General features: G+C 37.8%; 18 protein-coding genes and 2 tRNA genes. 10 read left to right on the top strand and 10 right to left on the bottom strand.

Annotated features, from left to right (window positions below; all coding sequences use genetic code 11):
- Positions 1–16 precede the first annotated feature (16 nt).
- From BWI92_RS04585 to BWI92_RS04570, 4 genes are all read left to right on the top strand, one after another.
- On the top strand, positions 17–649 hold the full coding sequence (locus tag BWI92_RS04585; RefSeq protein WP_095160948.1) for a cupin domain-containing protein: 633 nt from the start codon (positions 17–19) through the stop codon (positions 647–649).
- A 38-nt stretch (positions 650–687) separates the two neighbouring features.
- Positions 688–897 carry an AraC family transcriptional regulator gene (locus tag BWI92_RS04580; RefSeq protein ID WP_229362689.1) on the top strand — a complete coding sequence of 70 codons (210 nt, stop codon included), beginning with the start codon at positions 688–690 and terminating at the stop codon, positions 895–897.
- A 121-nt stretch (positions 898–1018) separates the two neighbouring features.
- Entirely contained in the window at positions 1019–1546 is a 528-nt protein-coding gene (locus tag BWI92_RS04575) for a YceI family protein (RefSeq protein ID WP_095160946.1), read from the top strand.
- 135 nt (positions 1547–1681) lie between these two features.
- On the top strand, positions 1682–2404 hold the full coding sequence (locus tag BWI92_RS04570; protein WP_095160945.1) for a pirin family protein: 723 nt from the start codon (positions 1682–1684) through the stop codon (positions 2402–2404).
- A gap of 126 nt (positions 2405–2530) precedes the next feature.
- On the opposite strand, the gene BWI92_RS04565 is transcribed toward BWI92_RS04570, so the two are convergent.
- The 6 genes from BWI92_RS04565 to BWI92_RS04540 form a co-directional block, all read right to left on the bottom strand.
- Positions 2531–3043: an HAD family hydrolase gene (locus tag BWI92_RS04565; protein ID WP_095160944.1), complete on the bottom strand. Its 513-nt coding sequence runs from the start codon at positions 3041–3043 to the stop codon at positions 2531–2533.
- Complete coding sequence (locus BWI92_RS04560) at positions 3040–3837, bottom strand: Rossmann-like and DUF2520 domain-containing protein (protein WP_095160943.1); 798 nt, start codon at positions 3835–3837, stop codon at positions 3040–3042. The genes BWI92_RS04565 and BWI92_RS04560 overlap by 4 nt, the downstream gene beginning before the upstream one ends.
- Positions 3838–4170: 333 nt before the next feature.
- A tRNA-Leu gene (locus BWI92_RS04555) sits at positions 4171–4259 on the bottom strand.
- Positions 4260–4317: 58 nt separating this feature from the next.
- A tRNA-Gly gene (locus BWI92_RS04550) sits at positions 4318–4393 on the bottom strand.
- A 134-nt stretch (positions 4394–4527) separates the two neighbouring features.
- Positions 4528–5436 carry a UbiA family prenyltransferase gene (locus BWI92_RS04545; RefSeq protein ID WP_095160942.1) on the bottom strand — a complete coding sequence of 303 codons (909 nt, stop codon included), beginning with the start codon at positions 5434–5436 and terminating at the stop codon, positions 4528–4530.
- Positions 5437–5520: 84 nt separating this feature from the next.
- Complete coding sequence (locus BWI92_RS04540) at positions 5521–9612, bottom strand: AAA domain-containing protein (RefSeq protein ID WP_229362686.1); 4092 nt, start codon at positions 9610–9612, stop codon at positions 5521–5523.
- A gap of 422 nt (positions 9613–10034) precedes the next feature.
- Between BWI92_RS04540 and BWI92_RS04535 the strand changes: the two genes are divergently transcribed.
- The gene (locus tag BWI92_RS04535) at positions 10035–10772 is read left to right on the top strand and encodes a glycosyltransferase family 2 protein (protein WP_095160941.1); all 738 of its coding nucleotides are present in this window, start codon (positions 10035–10037) and stop codon (positions 10770–10772) included.
- Complete coding sequence (locus BWI92_RS04530) at positions 10772–11419, top strand: NAD(P)H-binding protein (RefSeq protein ID WP_176464351.1); 648 nt, start codon at positions 10772–10774, stop codon at positions 11417–11419. Before BWI92_RS04535 ends, BWI92_RS04530 begins: the two co-directional genes overlap by 1 nt.
- A 53-nt stretch (positions 11420–11472) precedes the next feature.
- On the opposite strand, the gene rpmA is transcribed toward BWI92_RS04530, so the two are convergent.
- A complete protein-coding gene (gene rpmA / locus BWI92_RS04525) occupies positions 11473–11733 on the bottom strand; it encodes a 50S ribosomal protein L27 (protein ID WP_095160939.1) in 261 nt (86 codons plus the stop codon).
- Between the two features lie 80 nt (positions 11734–11813).
- Positions 11814–12125: a 50S ribosomal protein L21 gene (gene rplU, locus BWI92_RS04520; protein WP_095160938.1), complete on the bottom strand. Its 312-nt coding sequence runs from the start codon at positions 12123–12125 to the stop codon at positions 11814–11816.
- Positions 12126–12646: 521 nt separating this feature from the next.
- Here rplU and BWI92_RS04515 point away from each other — a divergent pair.
- Positions 12647–13294 (top strand): thioredoxin family protein, encoded by a 648-nt coding sequence (locus tag BWI92_RS04515; RefSeq protein WP_095160937.1) that lies wholly within the window; start codon positions 12647–12649, stop codon positions 13292–13294.
- A gap of 194 nt (positions 13295–13488) precedes the next feature.
- On the top strand, positions 13489–14295 hold the full coding sequence (mazG, locus tag BWI92_RS04510) for a nucleoside triphosphate pyrophosphohydrolase (RefSeq protein WP_217903382.1): 807 nt from the start codon (positions 13489–13491) through the stop codon (positions 14293–14295).
- Between the two features lie 93 nt (positions 14296–14388).
- On the opposite strand, the gene BWI92_RS04505 is transcribed toward mazG, so the two are convergent.
- Positions 14389–15792 carry an alpha-L-fucosidase gene (locus BWI92_RS04505; RefSeq protein WP_095160936.1) on the bottom strand — a complete coding sequence of 468 codons (1404 nt, stop codon included), beginning with the start codon at positions 15790–15792 and terminating at the stop codon, positions 14389–14391.
- Positions 15793–16006: 214 nt separating this feature from the next.
- Here BWI92_RS04505 and uvrB point away from each other — a divergent pair, with 214 nt between their 5' ends.
- Positions 16007–18034, top strand: coding sequence for an excinuclease ABC subunit UvrB (gene uvrB / locus BWI92_RS04500; protein WP_095160935.1), 2028 nt, complete (start codon positions 16007–16009; stop codon positions 18032–18034).
- Between the two features lie 100 nt (positions 18035–18134).
- Positions 18135–18479 (top strand): arsenate reductase, encoded by a 345-nt coding sequence (locus BWI92_RS04495; protein ID WP_095160934.1) that lies wholly within the window; start codon positions 18135–18137, stop codon positions 18477–18479.
- Positions 18480–18560: 81 nt separating this feature from the next.
- On the opposite strand, the gene pdhA is transcribed toward BWI92_RS04495, so the two are convergent.
- Positions 18561–19568, bottom strand: coding sequence for a pyruvate dehydrogenase (acetyl-transferring) E1 component subunit alpha (pdhA, locus tag BWI92_RS04490; RefSeq protein WP_095160933.1), 1008 nt, complete (start codon positions 19566–19568; stop codon positions 18561–18563).
- Positions 19569–19695: the final 127 nt, after the last annotated feature.

Raw genomic sequence — 19695 nt, 5'->3', positions numbered from 1 at the left:
TAATTTTTTAATTTCTATGAAAACACTTCGACTTGAAGAGGTGACTCCTTCTAAACTTCATTTTGAACTCAATACCATGCAGTGGCTAGAAGAACACCGTTCTGAGCAGTCTAACGAAATGCACAAGCACGATTACTATGTAATTATTTGGGTAAAAGAAGGCACAGGTACACATACCGTTGATTTTCAACAATTCGATTTACATCCTCAAACTTTTTGGTTTCTTTCTCCAGGTCAAGCGCACGCTTTTCATTTTCAATCGCCTCCTAGCGGTTATGTCATTTCGTTCGACAGTGATTTTTTCTTTACTTATGAAAATAACAGAGAACTCCTGATTGACACTGGACTTTTCCACAATACCTTTCAATTTAAGCCTTTTACGTTAGATAACTCTCTTACTTTTGGTTTAGAAAACATCCTTCAAAACATTCAGGCTGAATACCAAAATCGTGATGGTATTTATCAAGAAGATATGCTAAGAAGCTTAATCAAAATGTTTTTGATACAATGTGCACGATTATTTTCGAGTCAATTAGCTCCGACACACGACGAATCTTCAAAATCTGTTTGTTTGGTCAGACGATTTCAGGATTTGGTAGAACTTCGTTTTAGTCAAAAAACAAAGTTGCTGATTATGCCGATCAATTGAGTGTTACACCAAGCCATTTGAATGATACTGTCAAAAAAGTGACGGGACAACCAGCCTCCGAACACATCAAGCAACGTGTGATTCTGGAAATTAAACGCAAAGCCAATTTTGGGATGGTATCAGCCAAAGAAATTGCCTTCGATTTGGGCTTCGAAGATGAAGCACACTTTTCTAAATACTTCAAAAACTATACAGGACAAACCTTTTCTGAGTACAAAAAACAGCTTGCCAGCCACTCAAAACGCTAATTTTTTTGATAATCCGTAAAATCGACAAGTTTATCCGTAAATTATATATCACAACATTTAATGTATATACATATATTTGCATTATCAAATTAAAACAAACAACATTTAAACATACAAAGTCATGGCAACTAACACTTGGGCAATCGACCCTTCACACTCAGAAATCCAGTTCAAAGTAAAACACTTAGTAATCACTACCGTAACAGGTCATTTTGAAGAATTTTCAGGTGCAGTAGAAGCAGAAGAAGGATTTGAAAATGCAAGCATTTCATTCGAAGCTAATACAGCCTCTATCAATACAAAAAGCGAACAACGTGACGGTCACTTAAAAAGCGCTGACTTTTTCGATGTTGAGCAATTCCCAACTTTATCATTCAAATCTACTTCATTTGTAAAAGATGGTAGCGATTTTGAACTGAAAGGAGATTTGACTATCAAAGGAGTAACACTTCCTGTTACCTTGGATGTTGACTTCGAAGGTGTTGCTACTGACCCTTGGGGTAATGTAAAAGCTGGTTTTGAAGTAACAGGTAAAATCAACCGTAAAGATTTCGGTTTGACTTGGAACGCTATTACTGAAGCTGGTAGTGCATTGGTAAGTGAAGAAGTAAAATTAGTAGCTAACATTCAGTTGGTGAAACAAGCGTAATATAGACAAAGAGAGGTTTGAGCATTTGGTTTTCTATCTCTCTATGTAATACATTTTATCAATTAGGTTTTCAGCATACTTTCTTGTTTTACATAAACACTACGCTGAAAACCTATACCCAGAAAGGAGTTTCTGATGAAACCGCTTAAAAAAACCCTCCATCTTGCAGATACAAGAGGAAAAGCCGATCATGGTTGGCTCAAAGCAAAACATACCTTTTCGTTCTCAAACTATCATGACCCTTCTCGTGTCCATTTTGGAGCCTTGCGAGTACTAAACGATGATTATATCGCAGGAGGAATGGGCTTTGGAATGCACCCACACGATAACATGGAAATCATCACGATTCCGACTAGTGGGGTAGTGGCACACAAAGATAGCTTTGGTAATTATGGAACTATAACGGCGGGCGAAATTCAAGTAATGAGTGCCGGAACGGGTATTTATCATTCAGAGTTCAACCATCAACAAAACGAGCCTTTGACTTTATTTCAGATTTGGTTATTTCCTAATCAAGAAAATGTCAAACCTCGTTATGCTCAACAATCTTTTGATGTAGCGGCTCGTCACAATCGTTTTCAAACGGTAGTGACCCCAGCCAACGACCAACAAGAGGACGCTCTTTGGATTTACCAAGATGCTTATTTTAGCATTGGTAATTTTGAAGCAGGGCAGGATTTTTCTTATCAAATAAAACGTCCAGGCAATGGTTTATATGTATTTGTGATAGAAGGAGAAGTGCAAGTTGCAGAGGAAAATTTGAAGTCAAGAGATGGATTAGGATTGGAAAACCTCCAAAAAGCACATTTCAAAACCACCACGGGAGTAGAATTGTTGCTGATGGAAGTTCCAGAATAGCTTATGGCTCAGAGCTATCAGCTTTTAGTTTAGTTTTTTATCCATTCATGGATTTGTGATAAAGTAAAAAGCCTTAGTTTTTTGATCTACTAAGGCTTTTTTGTTTTACTAGTGCTTTGATAGCTCCTAAAAAACTAACCACTTTTCTTGTGCTCGCATCACTTGCTCTATAATGTCACGCACAGCACCACGACCACCATTATGAGGTGAAACATATTGAGAAACGCCCAAAATCTCTTCGCAAGCGTCCGCTGGACAAGTCGCATATAGGTTTTCTCTTGACATTACCTGATAATCGGGAATATCATCGCCCATATATAAAATCTCATCTTCCGAAATCCCTGAATCTTCGAGCCATTGTGTGTAAATTTCTAGTTTACTTTTTCCACCCGAACCCATGAATACATCTTGGATTTTGAGATTTTGTAATCTTTTACGCACACCCTCGTGTTTGCCACCTGTAATCACACAGATATGATAACCAGCCTGAATAGCTCTTTCCAACGCGTAGCCATCACGGATGTAAAAAGTACGGTAATGTTCTCCTGTTTCTAGCACATGAACAGAACCGTCGGTCATTACGCCATCTATATCGAATACGAATGTGGTTATTTTTTGTAATTTTTGAGCGTCAATCATATTGTATTTTTATCAATAATATCTTCAGTAATACTTTCGTAAATCTTTTTATAACCCGTATTGTTTTTCAAAGCCCCTATTTGTCGCTGTATAATCTTCTGGTCGTTTCGTCTTGCAGGCCCTGTTTGTACGGCAAAGATATCTTCCGACTCCAAAGCTTTTCTCAAGGTTTCTTTGATGAGAGGTTCTAATAATTTAAACTCTAAATCATTTTTTTTCATCAAATCCTGTGCAATTCCCCAGAGGTGATTTGTGAAGTTACAAGCGTAAACGGCAGCTAAATGTATGCTCTTTCTCTCCTCTGAATTTACAGCATAAGTAACGTCAGAAATGGACTGCGCGAGAGTTATTAACAAGTTTTCCACATCTAAATTGCTGGATTCCAGACATATAGGAATTTCAGAAAAATTCACGTGGAACATTTTTGTAAAAGTTTGTAAAGGATAGAACACTCCTGTACGTATAGTCTCATCCAAATATACGTCTACCAACTCTTGCAATTCATTGAGTGTTTTTGAGCCAGAAGTATGCACCAAAATAGCACCAGATGGAAGTGATAAATTACGAATAACTTCCTCCATTGCATCATCTGATACACAAAGGAAGAATATCTCAGAATTAGAATCCAAAAAATCTAAGCCTCGATGTACTTGCGCATTGTACAATTGTTGCGTAAGTGCACGAGCATTAGATGGATTTCGACTGTAAACCGTCTCAATATCGTAATTAGCTGTTTCGAGTGCTTGAGAAAGATGCCAAGCCACATTGCCAGCTCCAATGAATGATATTTTCACCTGCTTGTAAAGAATAAATGATTAACTGTATCTAACAAAGATAAGGCTATTCAATAGAATTTTATGATAAATAAGTTATGGAACGGTATTTTATCGATTTAAATACTATTCAGTGGTCACTGCGAAAGGATCAATTGAAAAATTAAAGTAGTTGCTGCATCGGTATTTTGGCTTCAGTATAAATTACATTTTCAGAAAATACTTTAGCAAAGCGCTGGAAAGGAATACTTTAGCAAAGCGCTGGAAAGGAATATTTTGGCAAAACTCAAAGCAGATAGAAAAGCCTATAAAAGAGAAAAGAGAGTAACCATTGCTGATTACTCTCTTTAGAAGTGGTACCGGGGACGGGAATCGAACCCGTACGAGCGTTGCGGCTCACAGGATTTTAAGTCCTGCGTGTCTACCAGTTCCACCACCCTGGCTTCAGTCAATTTACACCGACCTACTAAACTTAAAAAGCACCAGATTGGTGCTTTAAAGTGGAGCGAAAGACGGGGTTCGAACCCGCGACCTCAACCTTGGCAAGGTTGCGCTCTACCAGCTGAGCTACTTTCGCATTTTCTTTTTGTTGTCAGCGTTACTTTGTCGCTGAATTGTGATGCAAAATTAGGGGGTATAATTTTACTATGCAAGTGTTTGATGAAAAAAAATTTAACTTTTTTTTAAATTATTTGATAATGTTTCCGTAATTTACTGATTATCATTTTCTTGCAAAATCACTAATTTCTTAACTTTTTTCAAAAAAATCAGGATAAAAAAGGCATTCAAGCAAATTCCGCCCAAAAAATTCAAAATCATGGTATTTTTAAAGTTTGCGAATGCTTCATTTTTCAAAACTTTAATAAACCATAAGTTGAAAAAAAGTAAAACTGGAGATAAAATCAGCAAGTAAATAAGAAAAATAGGAAATCCCATCATCATTTTTCCCGCGAAAAAGAAGTAAAAGCCAACAGTAACTAAAGAGAAAATCCCTGCTGTGAACAAAAATGTTCCTCTAATACCCAATAGTCTACTTATTGTCAAATCTCCGCGTTTTGCGTCTTCTTCATGCTGATACACTTGTGTCATCGGATAAAAACCTAAAAGATTACAAGTACTCAAGACTGCTGGTAAAAGGTTATTTGAAGAAAATAATTCTGACCAAGTCAATTGTCCCGCTGATTGTAATACTAACAAATAGGTAAATCCTCCTTGAAACACGCCGACTGTCAACCAACTGATAATTGGATATTTTTTTAAGCGAACTTTATCATAAGAATAGGCTTTGGAAACTGTGCTGTACAAGAATAAGCCCAATGCCAAAATCCAAGAATCGAAAAACCAAGCTAAAATAATGGCTGCAATATCAAGGCACCAAGCGGTGTAATACAAGTCCTTGGTTACTGGTGGGGGATTCTCTAAACCACCAATGGAAGACTCATCTTTGTCATAAAAGCTATTGTAGGCATTTGAGGCAGGATATATCAGCAAATGCAAAAGAATAAAGACTAAAATGGCTTTATCGGTATGTAGAGTAGATGATTGGCTAAGTGCAAACCAAAATACTGGCATTAAAAAAAATGAGAAGGGAATTCTCAAATGCAGTAACGTACTTTTCATGAGTTTGAAGGTTAAAATTGTATATTGAATCTGCCTCGATGAGACAGATTCAATGTGAGAGAATCAAAACCTTCATACTTAAAATCAAGGGATAACCTTTTTCCAAAGCTGACGGCTATAATAACGGGTAAAACTCCACCCTTTACGCTGTAATTCCAATGGTAAATAAGCAAAAGACTCTTTTACAGAACGTGCATCATAGAACAAATCATCGTCGGTAAGCACAACACCTTGGTACTGTTGCGCAGATTTAATGGTCAAATCTGCAAAAGGAAGTTCTTTTACGAACGAAACTACTTTCTTGCTTAATTGTTCTTTCAACAGCCATTCAGCCCAATAGTTTTTTGAAATATGAGGTTGAGGAGAATATAATCCCTCCGAAACTCGACGAGCATATTCCAAATACTGTTTTAATAATTTAGGTCCTTCATGCGTGGCATCATCTACTTTCAATTGCTCAGGAGCAATACTGGTAATGACATACACACGCTCTCTGGCACGCGTTACAGCAACATTTAGGCGGTTTTCTCCCCCAGACATATTCAAGGCACCAAAGTTCATCGTAAAACGCCCTGTAGCATCAGGCGCATAACCTACCGAGAAAATAATAATATCTCTTTCGTCGCCTTGAACATTTTCTATGTTCTTGACAAAAATAGGCTCTTGTCCATTTTTAGTCAATTTCTCTTGAGCATGCAAATGCTGCTCTAGCAAATCTTGAATATAAACTTGCTGACGATAGTTGAAAGTTACGATTCCAATGGATTTATCGGGTGTATTTGCCCGTAATTCTTTTACTAAGGTCAAAATAACATCAGCTTCAACGGCATTACAATGATTATTCCAAATACCTTCTGATACTTGAATATACTCAATTGAGGAGTCACTATCATTCATATCCTCAAATCTTGGTAAAAGCTGAAGAGAGTTCTGATAAAAATGTTGATTTGAAAAATCTATCAAATCTAGCGAACGACTTCGATAATGCCCACGCAACTGCATTTGTGGTAAAAATTGACATCCTAAATCCAAGAATGAATCGACTTCTAAAGCAGGAATATCTTCATCCTCATCATCAAAACGGATACGATATAAATCGGAGGGTTGCAGTTGTTTCGAATCCCCAGCAATTACCGTTTGTTTTCCTCTAAAAATCGAAGGAATTCCTTGCTCAGCGTAACATTGGGAAGCTTCATCAAAAATGACTAAATCAAAGATAACAGGGTGATATCCTGTGGAATTTTTCTCCGAAATAGCCAAATTATGAGTCGTCAGAGGAAAAATTGCCGAAACTGTCTCTGGTGAGGCTAACCAGCAAGGAATCAGATTAAATACTTCATCTGAAAGCTCTGCAATAAGTTTTCGAATAGACCAAATCTTACGTTTTTTCGAAACCTGATGCTTCAAATCACGATAGGTTGTAACGTTTTGAAGCCTGTTAACTTCTATCGACTGGTACGTTTTTTCACGGAGTTTGAGCTGCAAAATCTCCTTACTGAGCTGCTGCTTTTGTTCGATAGATTTTTGTAAATCTTCTTCTAATTGTTGTAATTTGAGTGTGCTAGCACCTCGTAAAATGGGGTAACGCTGCTCTATCGCCTCAATCCAAGCTAGTTTTAAATTATTGGTAAATAATTCGATAGGCGAATCTTCGAGATTAGCCTCTTTTTCTAGCAAGCTAATTAAATCCATTTCTCTGGTAGAAAAGGAGCGATGGATTTCATCTGCTTCGAGCATCAAATCAAAGTGTTCATCAAGATAAGCGATGATATCGCTCGCTTCGGACGCTTTGATGTTCACCAACATCTCTAACTGAGATTCACTCAGATAAGGTTGTGAATAGACATGCATCTCCGCGTACCCTTCAAGCGATGCGTGTATATCTTCTAAAAGATTTTTTACCGATTCGTAATCAAATGATGAAATATCAACTAACAAACTTAAGTGCGTTTCTTGCCAAACCATATCTGTCTGAATCGCCTTGTGCATCATCTCAAAATGGCGTTCAAACCATCGAAAGCCCTTGCCTAGCCAGATAGGACGTTCTGAGGAAATATTACCTTGAGATTTTACCCAAAATAGATGCCCAAACTCTGTCCACCATTCCTCAAGTTTAATACGGTTTTGAATACGCATTTGTAAGCGTCTCAAATCATCGGCAGACATCGTGAGCCCATTGGCTACGACCACGTCTTGTATATCCTTTTTTTGTTTAGAGAAAAGTGACCAAACCATTCCTCCAATCGCATTAGATTTGGCATCTAGTGCCTCAATTAACTTATGTAAAAATGGTTTTAATGCCGAAGAATCCAACGTGATTTCGATGCCTTCTACGCCAAAAATTGCTTTGATTTGCTCAAAAAGCTGCGAAAACTCTAAGGCTCGCAATGAGTGTTTTTGTTGTTTTCGATACTTTAGCGCATCAAAATAGCTATTTGAGGTCAAAATAGCGCTAATACTTTTCAGTTCGTCTCTTTCCTGAATAAGATTCTGCAAATCATCATATTGGATTTTTGACTCTAATAAGCTTTCAAGTTCTTGAAATACCGTTTGAGTAGCTTTAAAAGTCTTAGAAAAAAGCTCCTGCCAGTGTTTTACATCCGAAAAAGTCAGGCTATTGAATCGCTTTCTTTTATTCCAAAAATTCTTCCCAATCGAATCATGACGAAATAGACGAGTATATTGACAATATTTTTGAAAACGAGTCAAAAAATCGTCTAACTGGTCAAAACGATAGTCTTGATAAAAATTGCTTAAATCAACATAGGGGGCATCCGGCTGGCTAGTGAGATATAATTCTTTGACCGAAACACCGCATAAGGAAGTATCAAACAAGGCCGTTTTGAAAGAATCCAACTCCTCTACAATTTTGTCGATCCGACGAGATTCTTGGTCAAAACTACGTTCCAAAAAGATACCATCTAAACTATAATTATGCTTTTTGTAAGCGTCTATTTGCTCTACTTGGTGCAAAATTTGACTGTACAGCGCTTTTCTGTCATTCTTAAAATCGTGAACACTTCCCACAAATTGTTCCATCCCAATTTGGCGCAAACGTTCATAAACCACATCAAGCGCCGCACGTTTCTGCGACACAACCAAAACCGATTTGCCGCGTGCAGTAAAGTCAGCGACCAAGTTGCATATCAACTGTGACTTGCCTGTGCCTGGAGGGCCTTGCACCACAAGCGATTTCCCAATCTTTACTTCCCGAATAATTTCTTCCTGTGAAGCATCTATCGCCAGCGGAGTTAATAGCTTCTCTTCTCGGATTTTAGTGGGCTGAATCATGCTTAAGCTAGGGTGTAACCACTGTGCCTCACCTTCACGGAATAATCCAGTAATATTGTTTTGAGATTCTTCTATCAAAAAATCATAATCTGGCACTAAAAACGATCCTGCTTGAGGAAATATTCCAAGCACTGCCTGAGGATATAATTTTAGTTCGCCGTTTTTCTCCATTTGCTCTAAATCAGCCTTGGTACTTTTTTCAAAATACTGTAATTGATTTGTAAAAAGCTCTTGATTAAAATTGACATTTAGTGGCGAAACCTTCAGTAATTCATAGAGTTGTGTTCGAAACTCAAGCGAGGTTTTCGAAAAATCTTCAAAGGTATATTCTAAAAAATTATCGAAAATTTTAATCTCATTGAAGTGCGAATAGGCTAGCAAAAAACTACGGTTAAAGGTCACAGGCTCTTCTCGGCGCTGTAAGTGCCACTTAATCCCAGAACCAGTATCTGTACTCGAATTGAGCGACAAACGCTGTGCTTTTTGCGTAAGCGTAACTGGGAAAAATAATAATGGACAGCGTACTACAGTGCCGTCCATCAGCTTCCCTTTTACCATCGGATACCCAACATATAAGTCTTTGGCTCCACGCTCTTCTTCAATAAATTTTTCGGTACGAGAAATCTTCTTCAGTCTCTTGCTTACCTCGTTAACTTTTACATTTCGAGGGTCGAGCGTATCACACAGAGAAATAGCATTTTTTTGAGCTATAAGCTGCTCAATCAACATAAACGATGGTTGATTATGTAAAAAATCAAGTTCGTGTAAGTCTATAAATTGCTCATTGGGGAGATTCAATAATAGCAAAGACTTATTCTTGGCGCTTAGGTTGGTTAAGCGTTTTGCGTAAGCTTTGAGTATGGTTTGTAAGGAATAATCTATCACGTACAAAATATTTTTAAAGAGTCGTACGACTCCGAAAATTCAAATGAATAATTAACAGGAAAAGATAGGCAATGATAAACTTTGCAAAGTACTATTTTTGTCAATAATCTAAGCTACAAGTTGTTACAAATATTTACTCGTTATACTGATAGCTTTTAAACATTCGTAAAAGGGCAAAAAAACACAAAGATAAAGGAATTGGCAACAAGCGAGAGATAAATATAAGTTTGGCCTTGATTTTGTTTAAAATTTAGTAAAATCTTAAATTGCCAAACTTTTAGTCATACCAATGTATACCACTTGTAATCTTCGAGCATATTAATAGCTCCATTTCTTTTCACTGTATTGATTTTCAGGTATTTTTGCGACTATTTTTACTTTAAATTTGACTCAATTATTGATTCATAGAAAATTGATTAAAAATGTATAACAACAAAAAAGTTATCGTTGTAATGCCAGCCTATAAGGCTTCGTTGACACTTGAACGAACATATCGTGAAATACCCTTCGACCTTGTCGATGAGGTAATTTTAGTAGATGACCACAGCCCTGACAATACCGTAGATGTAGCTAAATCACTGGGAATCAAATATGTAATTCGCCATGACAAAAACAAAGGCTACGGGGGTAATCAAAAAACTTGTTACAACAAAGCATTGGAGTTGGGCGGTGATATTGTTATTATGTTACACCCAGACTATCAATATACGCCAATGTTGCTTACTGCGATGATTTCTATCATCGGTAATGAGTTATATCCAGTAGTATTTGGTTCACGTATCTTAGGCATGGGTGCACTCAAAGGAGGCATGCCTATGTACAAATACATTGCTAACAGATTTCTAACGTTTTTCCAAAACGTTTTGTTAGGTCAAAAGCTTTCTGAATATCATACAGGCTACCGTGCGTTCTCAAGAGAGGTTCTTCAAAAAGTACCATTTGAACGTTGCGACGACGACTTTGTATTTGATAACGAAATGATTGCTCAAATCTTTTGGCATGGATTTGAGATTGCAGAAGTAACCTGTCCAACCAAATATTTTGAAGAGGCTTCTTCCATCAATTTTATGAGAAGTTCTAAATATGGACTCGGCGTACTTCGTGTTTCTGTATTGTACCGCTTAGCTAAGTGGGGCATCAAATGGAATATTCTAGGATAATGAAACATGCTATTATCATTGGTGCTACTGGCTTAGTCGGTAGCACGCTTACTCAACAGCTTCTTCAAGATGATTACTTCTTAAAAGTAACCCTATTAGTTCGCAAGCCTCTCTCTATTACAAATCCTAAACTAGAACAAGTCATTTTTGATTTTGAGCATCCAGATACTAGCAAAGTAAAAGGAGATGTGTTATTCTGTGCGATGGGGACAACTCTCAAGAAAGCAGGCAGTAAGAAAGCTCAATATTTGATTGACTGCGAATATCCATACCAAGTTGGTCAGATAGCACACTCAAATGGAATCGAAAATTATATCCTTGTATCCTCGATAGGGGCAGATGCCAATTCTTCAAGTTATTATTTAAGAACCAAAGGAGAATTAGAACAAAAACTTAGTGCGTTAGAATTCGCCAAGCTTGTTTGTGTTCGACCGTCATTAATTTTAGGAAATCGAGGAGAGTTTCGTTTTGGTGAGAAATTGGGCGTTGTATTAGATAGTATACTAAGTCCACTGATGATAGGTCCATTGAAGAAATATAGAGGAGTCCATGTAGACAAAATAGTAAGGATGTTGATAAAGGCATCGAAAGAAAGTTTTCCAGAAAGAACTACCTTCATCGAGTCCGACGCGATATATGCATTATAAAGCAAAAAGGATGCTTGTTAAACAAGCATCCTTTTTTATGGGTAAAATCGTTATTAAGCTTCAGCAGGAATAACTTCTACGAAAGAACGACCTTTGAAACCTTTTTTGAATTGTACAGTACCACTAACCAAAGCAAACAAAGTATGGTCTTTACCGATACCTACGTTTTTGCCAGGATTGTGAGCAGTACCTCTCTGACGGATGATGATATTACCAGCAATAGCAGGTTGACCACCGTAGATTTTAACGCCTAAGCGTTTGCTATGTGACTCACGGCCGTTCTTCGAACTACCCGCACCTTTCTTGTGTGCCATTTTTTTGTAATGTTTTTACGTTAAGTTATGAATAATACGACCTAAACCAGAAGTCTTTCAACTAATAACTTAAGACTAAATTAGAATGTAATACCTTCGATTAAAACTTTAGTCAAATCTTGACGGTGACCGTTTTGTTTTTGATAGCCTTTACGACGTTTCTTTTTGAAAACGATAACTTTTTCGCCACGAACGTGAGCCAAAATTTTACCTGATACAGTTGCACCTTCAACGATTGGAGCACCTACTTTAATATCTCCATCATTGTCAACAAGAAGAACCTTGTCGAAAACTAGTGCAGCGCCTTCCTCACCCGCTAAACGATGCGTGTAAAGGTAACGGTCTTTCTCAACTTTAAATTGCTGACCAGCGATTTCTACGATTGCGTACATTGTATTGTATTTTTAAACTAACTAGCTATAATTCAAGCAAATGGATTTTCTGAAGCTAATTAGAGGGTTTGACAAATCCCATTTGCCCCTAAAAGGGATGCAAATTTAACAAGAGATTTTGAATTTTCGAAATCTTATAACGACTTTTTTAGAAATATAATCAACTAACAATCAAAACTTTAGATACTTAGGCATAAGTATTTGGCTTTTGTAGGTTATTTTACTTAAGCATTCATTCAAAAATAGACCGTTTAGTAAATATTTTTTTAAGAATAGTACCATTTTAAACAATCCCACGTTTAAAGGTAAAATACTCAATCAAAAATGAACTAAGTCTTTTATTATTACGTATTTGCATTGTAATTAAGGCACAATTTACCTACTCTTTTTCACGCATGTAGCACTTCTCATATCCATTCACAACCAGTCAGATTTTTCAATTCTGGTAATTATCTTGTAGTAATTATTTATTTGTCTGGCATTTTGTACTATTTTGTGCGCTCTTTAATACACTATCTAAAATGAAATCAGTCATTCATCATATCATCAAAAAAGCCCTTTTCGCCAAATATTTGTTCATTATCATTACTCTGTTGGCGAATATAGGCACTATTAATGCCCAATCTGGTTATAACATTGGGCAAACCGTTAGCGATTTTCAACTGAAAAATATTGATGGTCGCATGTTATCCTTGAGCGACAATCGCAATGTAAAAGGATATATTGTGGTGTTTACTTGCAATCACTGCCCATTTTCGAAGGCATACGATTCAAGAGTTGTAGATTTGAACAACAAATTTGCATCAAAAGGATACCCAGTGATTGCTATTAATCCAAATGACCCAAATGCTTACGAAGAAGATTCATTTGCCAATATGCGCCTGACAGCTCCAAGTAAAGGTTTTACATTTCCGTATTTGCAAGATGAAACTCAAGAGGTAGCCAAAGCTTTTGGGGCAACCAGAACACCTTCGTGCTTCGTACTCAAAAAAGAAGGAGATAGATTTACGGTTCAATATATAGGGGCGATCGACGACAATTCACAAGACGCCAGCGCGGTGAACAAAAAATTTGTAGAAGATGCTGTCAACAATCTGTTGAGCGGACGACCAGTGATGGTAAATAATACCAAAGCTGTTGGTTGTGCTATTAAATGGAAGAGCTTCTAATACAGGAAATTAGATACAAAAAAGAGGGTATTGCTTAGCGATGCCCTCTTTTTTGTATCTAACCAACGAGAAAATGCATATTTTTTTGAGTTTTATTCCCACAAAACCCAAAAAGTCCTATTATACATTGGGGATTTTATAAATAACTTTCACTAACTTTGTAAGCACAACAAACGTATTGGGAACAGGAAAGGATGGAATTTGAAGCTTTACCCGAAAGAAGAAAAGATCAATTGATGGCGTTTAACCGCCTCTTAACAATCATGGATGAGTTGAGAGAGCAGTGTCCTTGGGATAAAAAACAAACCATTAATTCATTGCGTCACTTGACGATTGAAGAAACCTACGAACTTTCGGATGCCATTGTAGAAGGAGATATGCTCGAAATCAAAAAGGAAATCGGCGATATTATGCTTCACATGGTATTTTACTCAAAAATTGCTTCAGAAACCAATACTTTTGATATTGCTGATGTATTGAATGGTCTTTGTGAAAAACTGATTTTCCGTCATCCACATATTTATGGTGATGTAAAAGCTGAAACCGAGGAGCAAGTCAAGCAAAATTGGGAAGCACTTAAGATGAAAGAAGGTAACAAGTCTGTATTGGCTGGTGTACCAAAATCGCTTCCAGCTTTAGTAAAGGCTATGCGTATTCAGGAAAAAGCTCGTGGAGCTGGCTTCGACTGGGAAGAAAAAGAACAGGTTTGGGAGAAAGTCGAGGAAGAAATGCAAGAATTCAAAGCTGAATTTAATGTGGTTGAAAAATCAGCCATTGATACTGAAAAGGCAGAAGCTGAATTTGGAGATTTATTGTTTTCTCTAGTCAATTACGCAAGATTTGTCAACATCAATGTTGAATCCGCTTTAGAAAGAACCAACAAAAAGTTCATCAAGCGATTCCAACATATTGAATCAAGAGCAAAAGAACAAGGTAAAACCTTACAAGATATGACCCTAGCCGAGATGGATGTGTATTGGGAAGAGGCGAAAAGGCTGTAATTGAACGAACAACGTTCAAGTCAAAAATTCAAAATTTAATTTTGAGAGTGAAACCAGAAACCCGTTAGCTTGTAGCCTTCGGGTTTTTATTTTTTATAATGCACCCGAAATCTTAAAGACCCAAGCATATTCACTTGGATTGACATCAGGCGTGAGCACAGGAAGCGTTATGGTCAGCGTATTTCCTTTTTTCTGAACTTTAATAGCTCCGTTGTATCCCAACATACTTACTGTACCACCCGAAACACCTTCGATAGTAACAGGTGTATTTTTCCATTGAGTTAATAGCACATATAAATCTTTATTTTTCTTGGTATAGAAAACCTTAGTTTCTGGAGTAACCTTGGGTGATTTTTCCCATTTACGAGTACCATAAATAGCTTCTCCGTTAATTTTCAACCATTTTCCTATATCTGCCAAACGCTGTTGCATAATCACAGGAATACGTCCATCGGCTGTTGGACCAACATTTAGTAACAAGTTTCCTCCACGAGCTACTTTGTCAATAAGAATATCTATTAACTGCTTTGACGAGGAATAATCTTCCAAATTTTCATTTCTATTATAGCCAAAAGAAGAGCCAATACCTCTACACTCTTCCCAAGGATGGGCTATTTCCATGCTGCTCGAATTAGCATCATGTACCAAGTCATATTCGGTAGTATAAATTCCTCCGTGTTTGCTACGTGTTTCTTTTCCCCAGCGGTCATTTACTACGACCTCAGCCTTTGATGGAGAGTCGTTATAGAGCCATGCCAAAAACTCCGTACTTTTCCATTTTTCTGAAGGATGATCCCATTCGCCATCAGTCCACAAAATATCTGGCGTATAGCGTGTCACCAAATCCTTCATTTGCGGAATCATGTGAGCAGTAACATAAGTATCCACATCCTTTTTGTATAAAGGGTTAAACCATTCGTACAAAGAATAATAAAAACCCATGCGCAAGCCTTTGCCTTTTACAGCCTTGGTCAAATCACCTGCAATATCACGATGCGGATTCAAATCAACAGCATTCCAATTCCAAGCCTGAGCGCTTGGCCAAAGCGTATATCCTTCGTGGTGCTTGGAAGTGAGCACAACATATTTGGCACCAGCATTTTCAAAAATATTTGCCCAGTCGCTAGGGTCATACATTTCGCAAGTAAACCCTTTGGCAAAATCTTGATACTTAAAATCTTTACCAAAAGCTTTTTCATGAAAGGCTAGGGTAGAAGCATACCCAGGTCTTTTGGAATTAGTCAAGGTTTGCCAATACCATTCTGAATATCGGTCGTAAATACCTACATTATTTTTGGCGGTTGGTCCCCAAGCAGGCACAGAGAATAGTCCCCAGTGAATAAAGATCCCGAATTTGGCATCCTCAAACCAGTTGGGAATAGGACGCGAGTCTATAGATGCCCAATTGGCTTGGTATTGTTGGGCACTCGATGTGGATAAACTAAGAAGTCCTCCACAAAGTACTGTTAAACAAGTTTTTAAAAAATTTCTTTTCATAGAATGAGGGAATTGGTTTTATTCAGAAAAGTACAAAATACACATTAATACTCTGTTGGGTTTTGAGTGATAGGTGTATTAAATATTTGGGATTACAAGTCCGAAACCAAAGCGTTTTCTTTAGGGTTATTATTGAATGGGCACTATATTTTAGGAGATTCGATTGGCTCATTATTAGATTACACTTAAATTTATAAACAAAAAATCAAGCGGAATGGAATTTCAACTTTGTTCAGAATATCAGCCTACTGGCGACCAGCCAAAAGCCATTGCACAGTTGGTAGAAGGGATCCAAAATGGAGAGCAAGCACAAACGCTATTAGGGGTAACTGGTTCTGGGAAAACATTTACTGTAGCTAATACTATTGCTCAAATCAATAGACCTACGCTGATATTGAGTCATAACAAAACTTTAGCAGCTCAGCTTTATGGGGAGTTCAAACAGTTTTTCCCTAATAACGCAGTTGAATATTTCATTTCCTACTACGACTATTATCAGCCCGAAGCCTATATCGCTACCACTAATACTTACATAGAAAAAGACCTTGCCATCAACGAAGAAATTGACAAGTTACGTCTTTCGACTACCTCGTCTTTAATGTCGGGGCGACGAGACATTATCGTAATTGCCTCGGTATCTTGTATTTATGGCATGGGGAACCCAGAAGAGTACCGAAAAAGTATTTTACGAATTGGGGTAGGGGAAATTATTTCTCGAAATCAATTTTTATTTAGACTTGTCGAAATCCTTTACTCCAGAACTGAAGCCGAATTTCAAAGAGGCAATTTTCGGGTAAAAGGAGATACGGTGGATATCTATGTACCTTATGCTGATTTTGGCTATCGTATTATTTTCTTCGGTGACGAAATTGAAGCTATTCAACGCATTGATCCTATTTCTGGAAAAAAATTATCTGAAGAAAAAATGGTGGCTATCTTTCCCGCTAACTTGTTTGTTACGGGTAGAGATGTATTGATGAGAGCCATCAACGAAATACAAGACGACCTTGTCGGGCAAATCAAGTATTTTGAAGCAGAAGGTCGAACATCTGAGGCAGAGCGCATCAAACAGCGAACGGAGTTTGATATGGAAATGATGCGAGAATTAGGCTATTGTTCGGGTATCGAAAATTACTCAAGATATTTTGACAGAAGACAAGCGGGACAACGTCCATTCTGTTTATTAGACTTTTTCCCTGAAGACTTTTTATTGGTAGTAGATGAAAGTCACGTAACTATCCCTCAAATCAGAGCGATGTGGGGAGGCGACCGCTCAAGAAAAGAGTCTTTGGTAGACTACGGTTTCCGTTTGCCAAGCGCGATGGACAACCGCCCATTAACCTTCCAAGAGTTTGAAGATATTAGCGGACAAAGCATTTTTGTAAGTGCCACACCAGCCGATTACGAGCTCCGTCGTTCGGAAGGTGTTGTCGTTGAACAAATCATCAGACCAACAGGCTTGCTCGACCCTGAAATAGAAGTACGACCAAGTTTGAATCAAATTGATGATTTATTGGAAGAAGTACATATTAGAATAGCACGAGAAGAAAGAGTATTGATTACGACTCTTACCAAGCGTATGGCCGAAGAACTTTCGAAATACATGGAACGTGTAGGAGTTAAGTGTCGCTATATTCACTCAGAAGTAAAAACCTTAGAACGCGTTGAAATTTTAAGAGAGTTACGACTTGGTGTGTTTGACGTATTGGTTGGAGTAAACCTATTACGTGAAGGCTTGGATTTACCAGAAGTTTCGCTGGTTGCCATTATGGACGCCGACAAAGAAGGTTTCTTGCGGGATATTCGCTCATTAATCCAAACTATTGGACGTGCGGCTAGAAATGACCAAGGGAAAGTACTTATGTATGCCGACCGTATTACGGGTTCTATGCAAAAAGCTATTGAAGAAACCAATCGACGCAGAGCTATCCAAATGGAGTATAACTTCGAGCATGGTATCACGCCAAAAACAATCCTTCGCTCGAAACAGGCCATTATTGAACAAACATCAATTGCCGATGTGATGGGTAAGACAACGAAGACCAACTACTACGTTGAACCACAAGATGTGCAGATGGCTGCAGACCCAGTTTTGGCTTATATGTCTAAACCAGAAATTGAAGCACAAATCAAGAAAGTACAAAATGACATGGACAAGGCCGCCAAAGAACTTGACTTTGTGGCAGCCGCTCGCCTAAGAGACGAAATGTTTGGATTGAAGAAATTGTTGGAAGGAAAATAAATGGAGTGCGGAGTTTTGAGTTTTCTTTTGTCCTTACCTAAAAAACTCTATTGACGGACTATATCATCTGGAAGTAAATTTTCATATAAAAAAACACCCCATGTACAAAGTTTACGGAATACCGAATTGTGATACGGTAAAAAAAGCCCTTACTTGGCTTAAGGAACATGATATTCCTTTTGAATTCCATAATTTCAAAAAAGAAGGAATTTCACAGGAAAAATTAGAGGCTTGGTTAGAAAAATATCCTTGGGAAACGCTTGTGAATAAAGCAGGAACAACTTGGAAAAAACTAGACGAAAGTCAAAAAGCAACAGATACTGCTTCGGCAATCCAATTGATGATGGAACAAACCTCTGTAATCAAGCGTCCTGTTTTAGAAAAAGAGGAGATTATTTCGGTAGGTTTCAAACCAGAATTATTTGAAGGTATCTTTCAATCATAAAACGATTTGTTGAGAAAAAATAAAAAAGCCCCAATAGTTTTACGTGAGTAAAGCTATTGGGGCTTTTATCATACAAGATGATTATTCCACTGGGAATGGATATTCGTCTACATACACATCTTTGTATGCTTCAGAAGCATCTGGCCAAGGAGACTCTTCTGCAAATTTAACAGACTCTTCAACTCTTGCCTTGATTTTAGCATCGATAGCCGCTAAATCTTCTTCTGTAGCAAAATCGTTTTCTAAGATGGCTTGTCTAACTTGCTCGATTGGGTCACGCATTTTATATGCCTCAACTTCCTCTTTAGTACGGTACTTCTGAGGGTCAGACATAGAGTGACCTCTATAACGGTAAGTTTTGAATTCTAAGAATGTTGGTCCTTCACCTGCACGAGCACGCTCAGCTGCACGAGAAACTGCCTCATGAACTGCTTCTACACTCATCGCATCAACTGGCTCAGATGGCATATCATAAGCTTCACCAATTGTGTAAAGATCTGTAACGTTTGATGTACGAGTAACCGAAGTACCCATAGCGTATCCGTTGTTTTCAACAACAAAAATCGCTGGCAACTTCCAAGTCATAGCCATGTTGAAGGCTTCGTGCAAAGCACCCTGACGAACTGCACCGTCACCGAAATAACAGATACAAACGTTTCCAGTTTTGTTATATTTTTCAGCAAATGCCAAACCCGCTCCAAGAGGAATTTGAGCACCTACGATACCATGACCACCTACAAAACCCACTGATTTATCGAAAATGTGCATTGATCCACCTTTACCTTTCGAAATACCAGTAGCTTTTCCGAACATTTCCGCCATGATAGTGTTAGGGTCTGAACCTAATGCCAATGGAATACCGTGATCACGGTAAGCTGTTATATATTTGTCGCCTTTACGAAGTGCCGACGCTGCTCCTGAAGAACAAGCCTCTTGTCCGATGTAAAGGTGGCAAAAACCACGAATCTTTTGTTGACCATACAATTGACCAGTACGTTCTTCAAATTTACGTTGAAGCATCATTGACTCGTACCATTCCATGTAGGTCTCTTTCGAGTATTTTACTTTGTTTTCAGCTTTCTTTGCCATTTTTCAAAATGAGTGAATGAGTGATTAACTTGCGTTGAATCTTACGATTAAGTAAATGAGGGAATAAAATAAACGTCTTATTCGCTCTTGCTCACCTGGAACTGCTATCCCATTGTGGGCCACATAG

Origin of the sequence: Flectobacillus sp. BAB-3569, assembly GCF_002270355.1 — a bacterium.
Classification (GTDB): Bacteria; Bacteroidota; Bacteroidia; order Cytophagales; family Spirosomataceae; genus Flectobacillus; species Flectobacillus roseus.
Note: the sequence above shows the minus strand (reverse complement) of the source record. Positions and strands in the feature narration are given on the sequence as shown.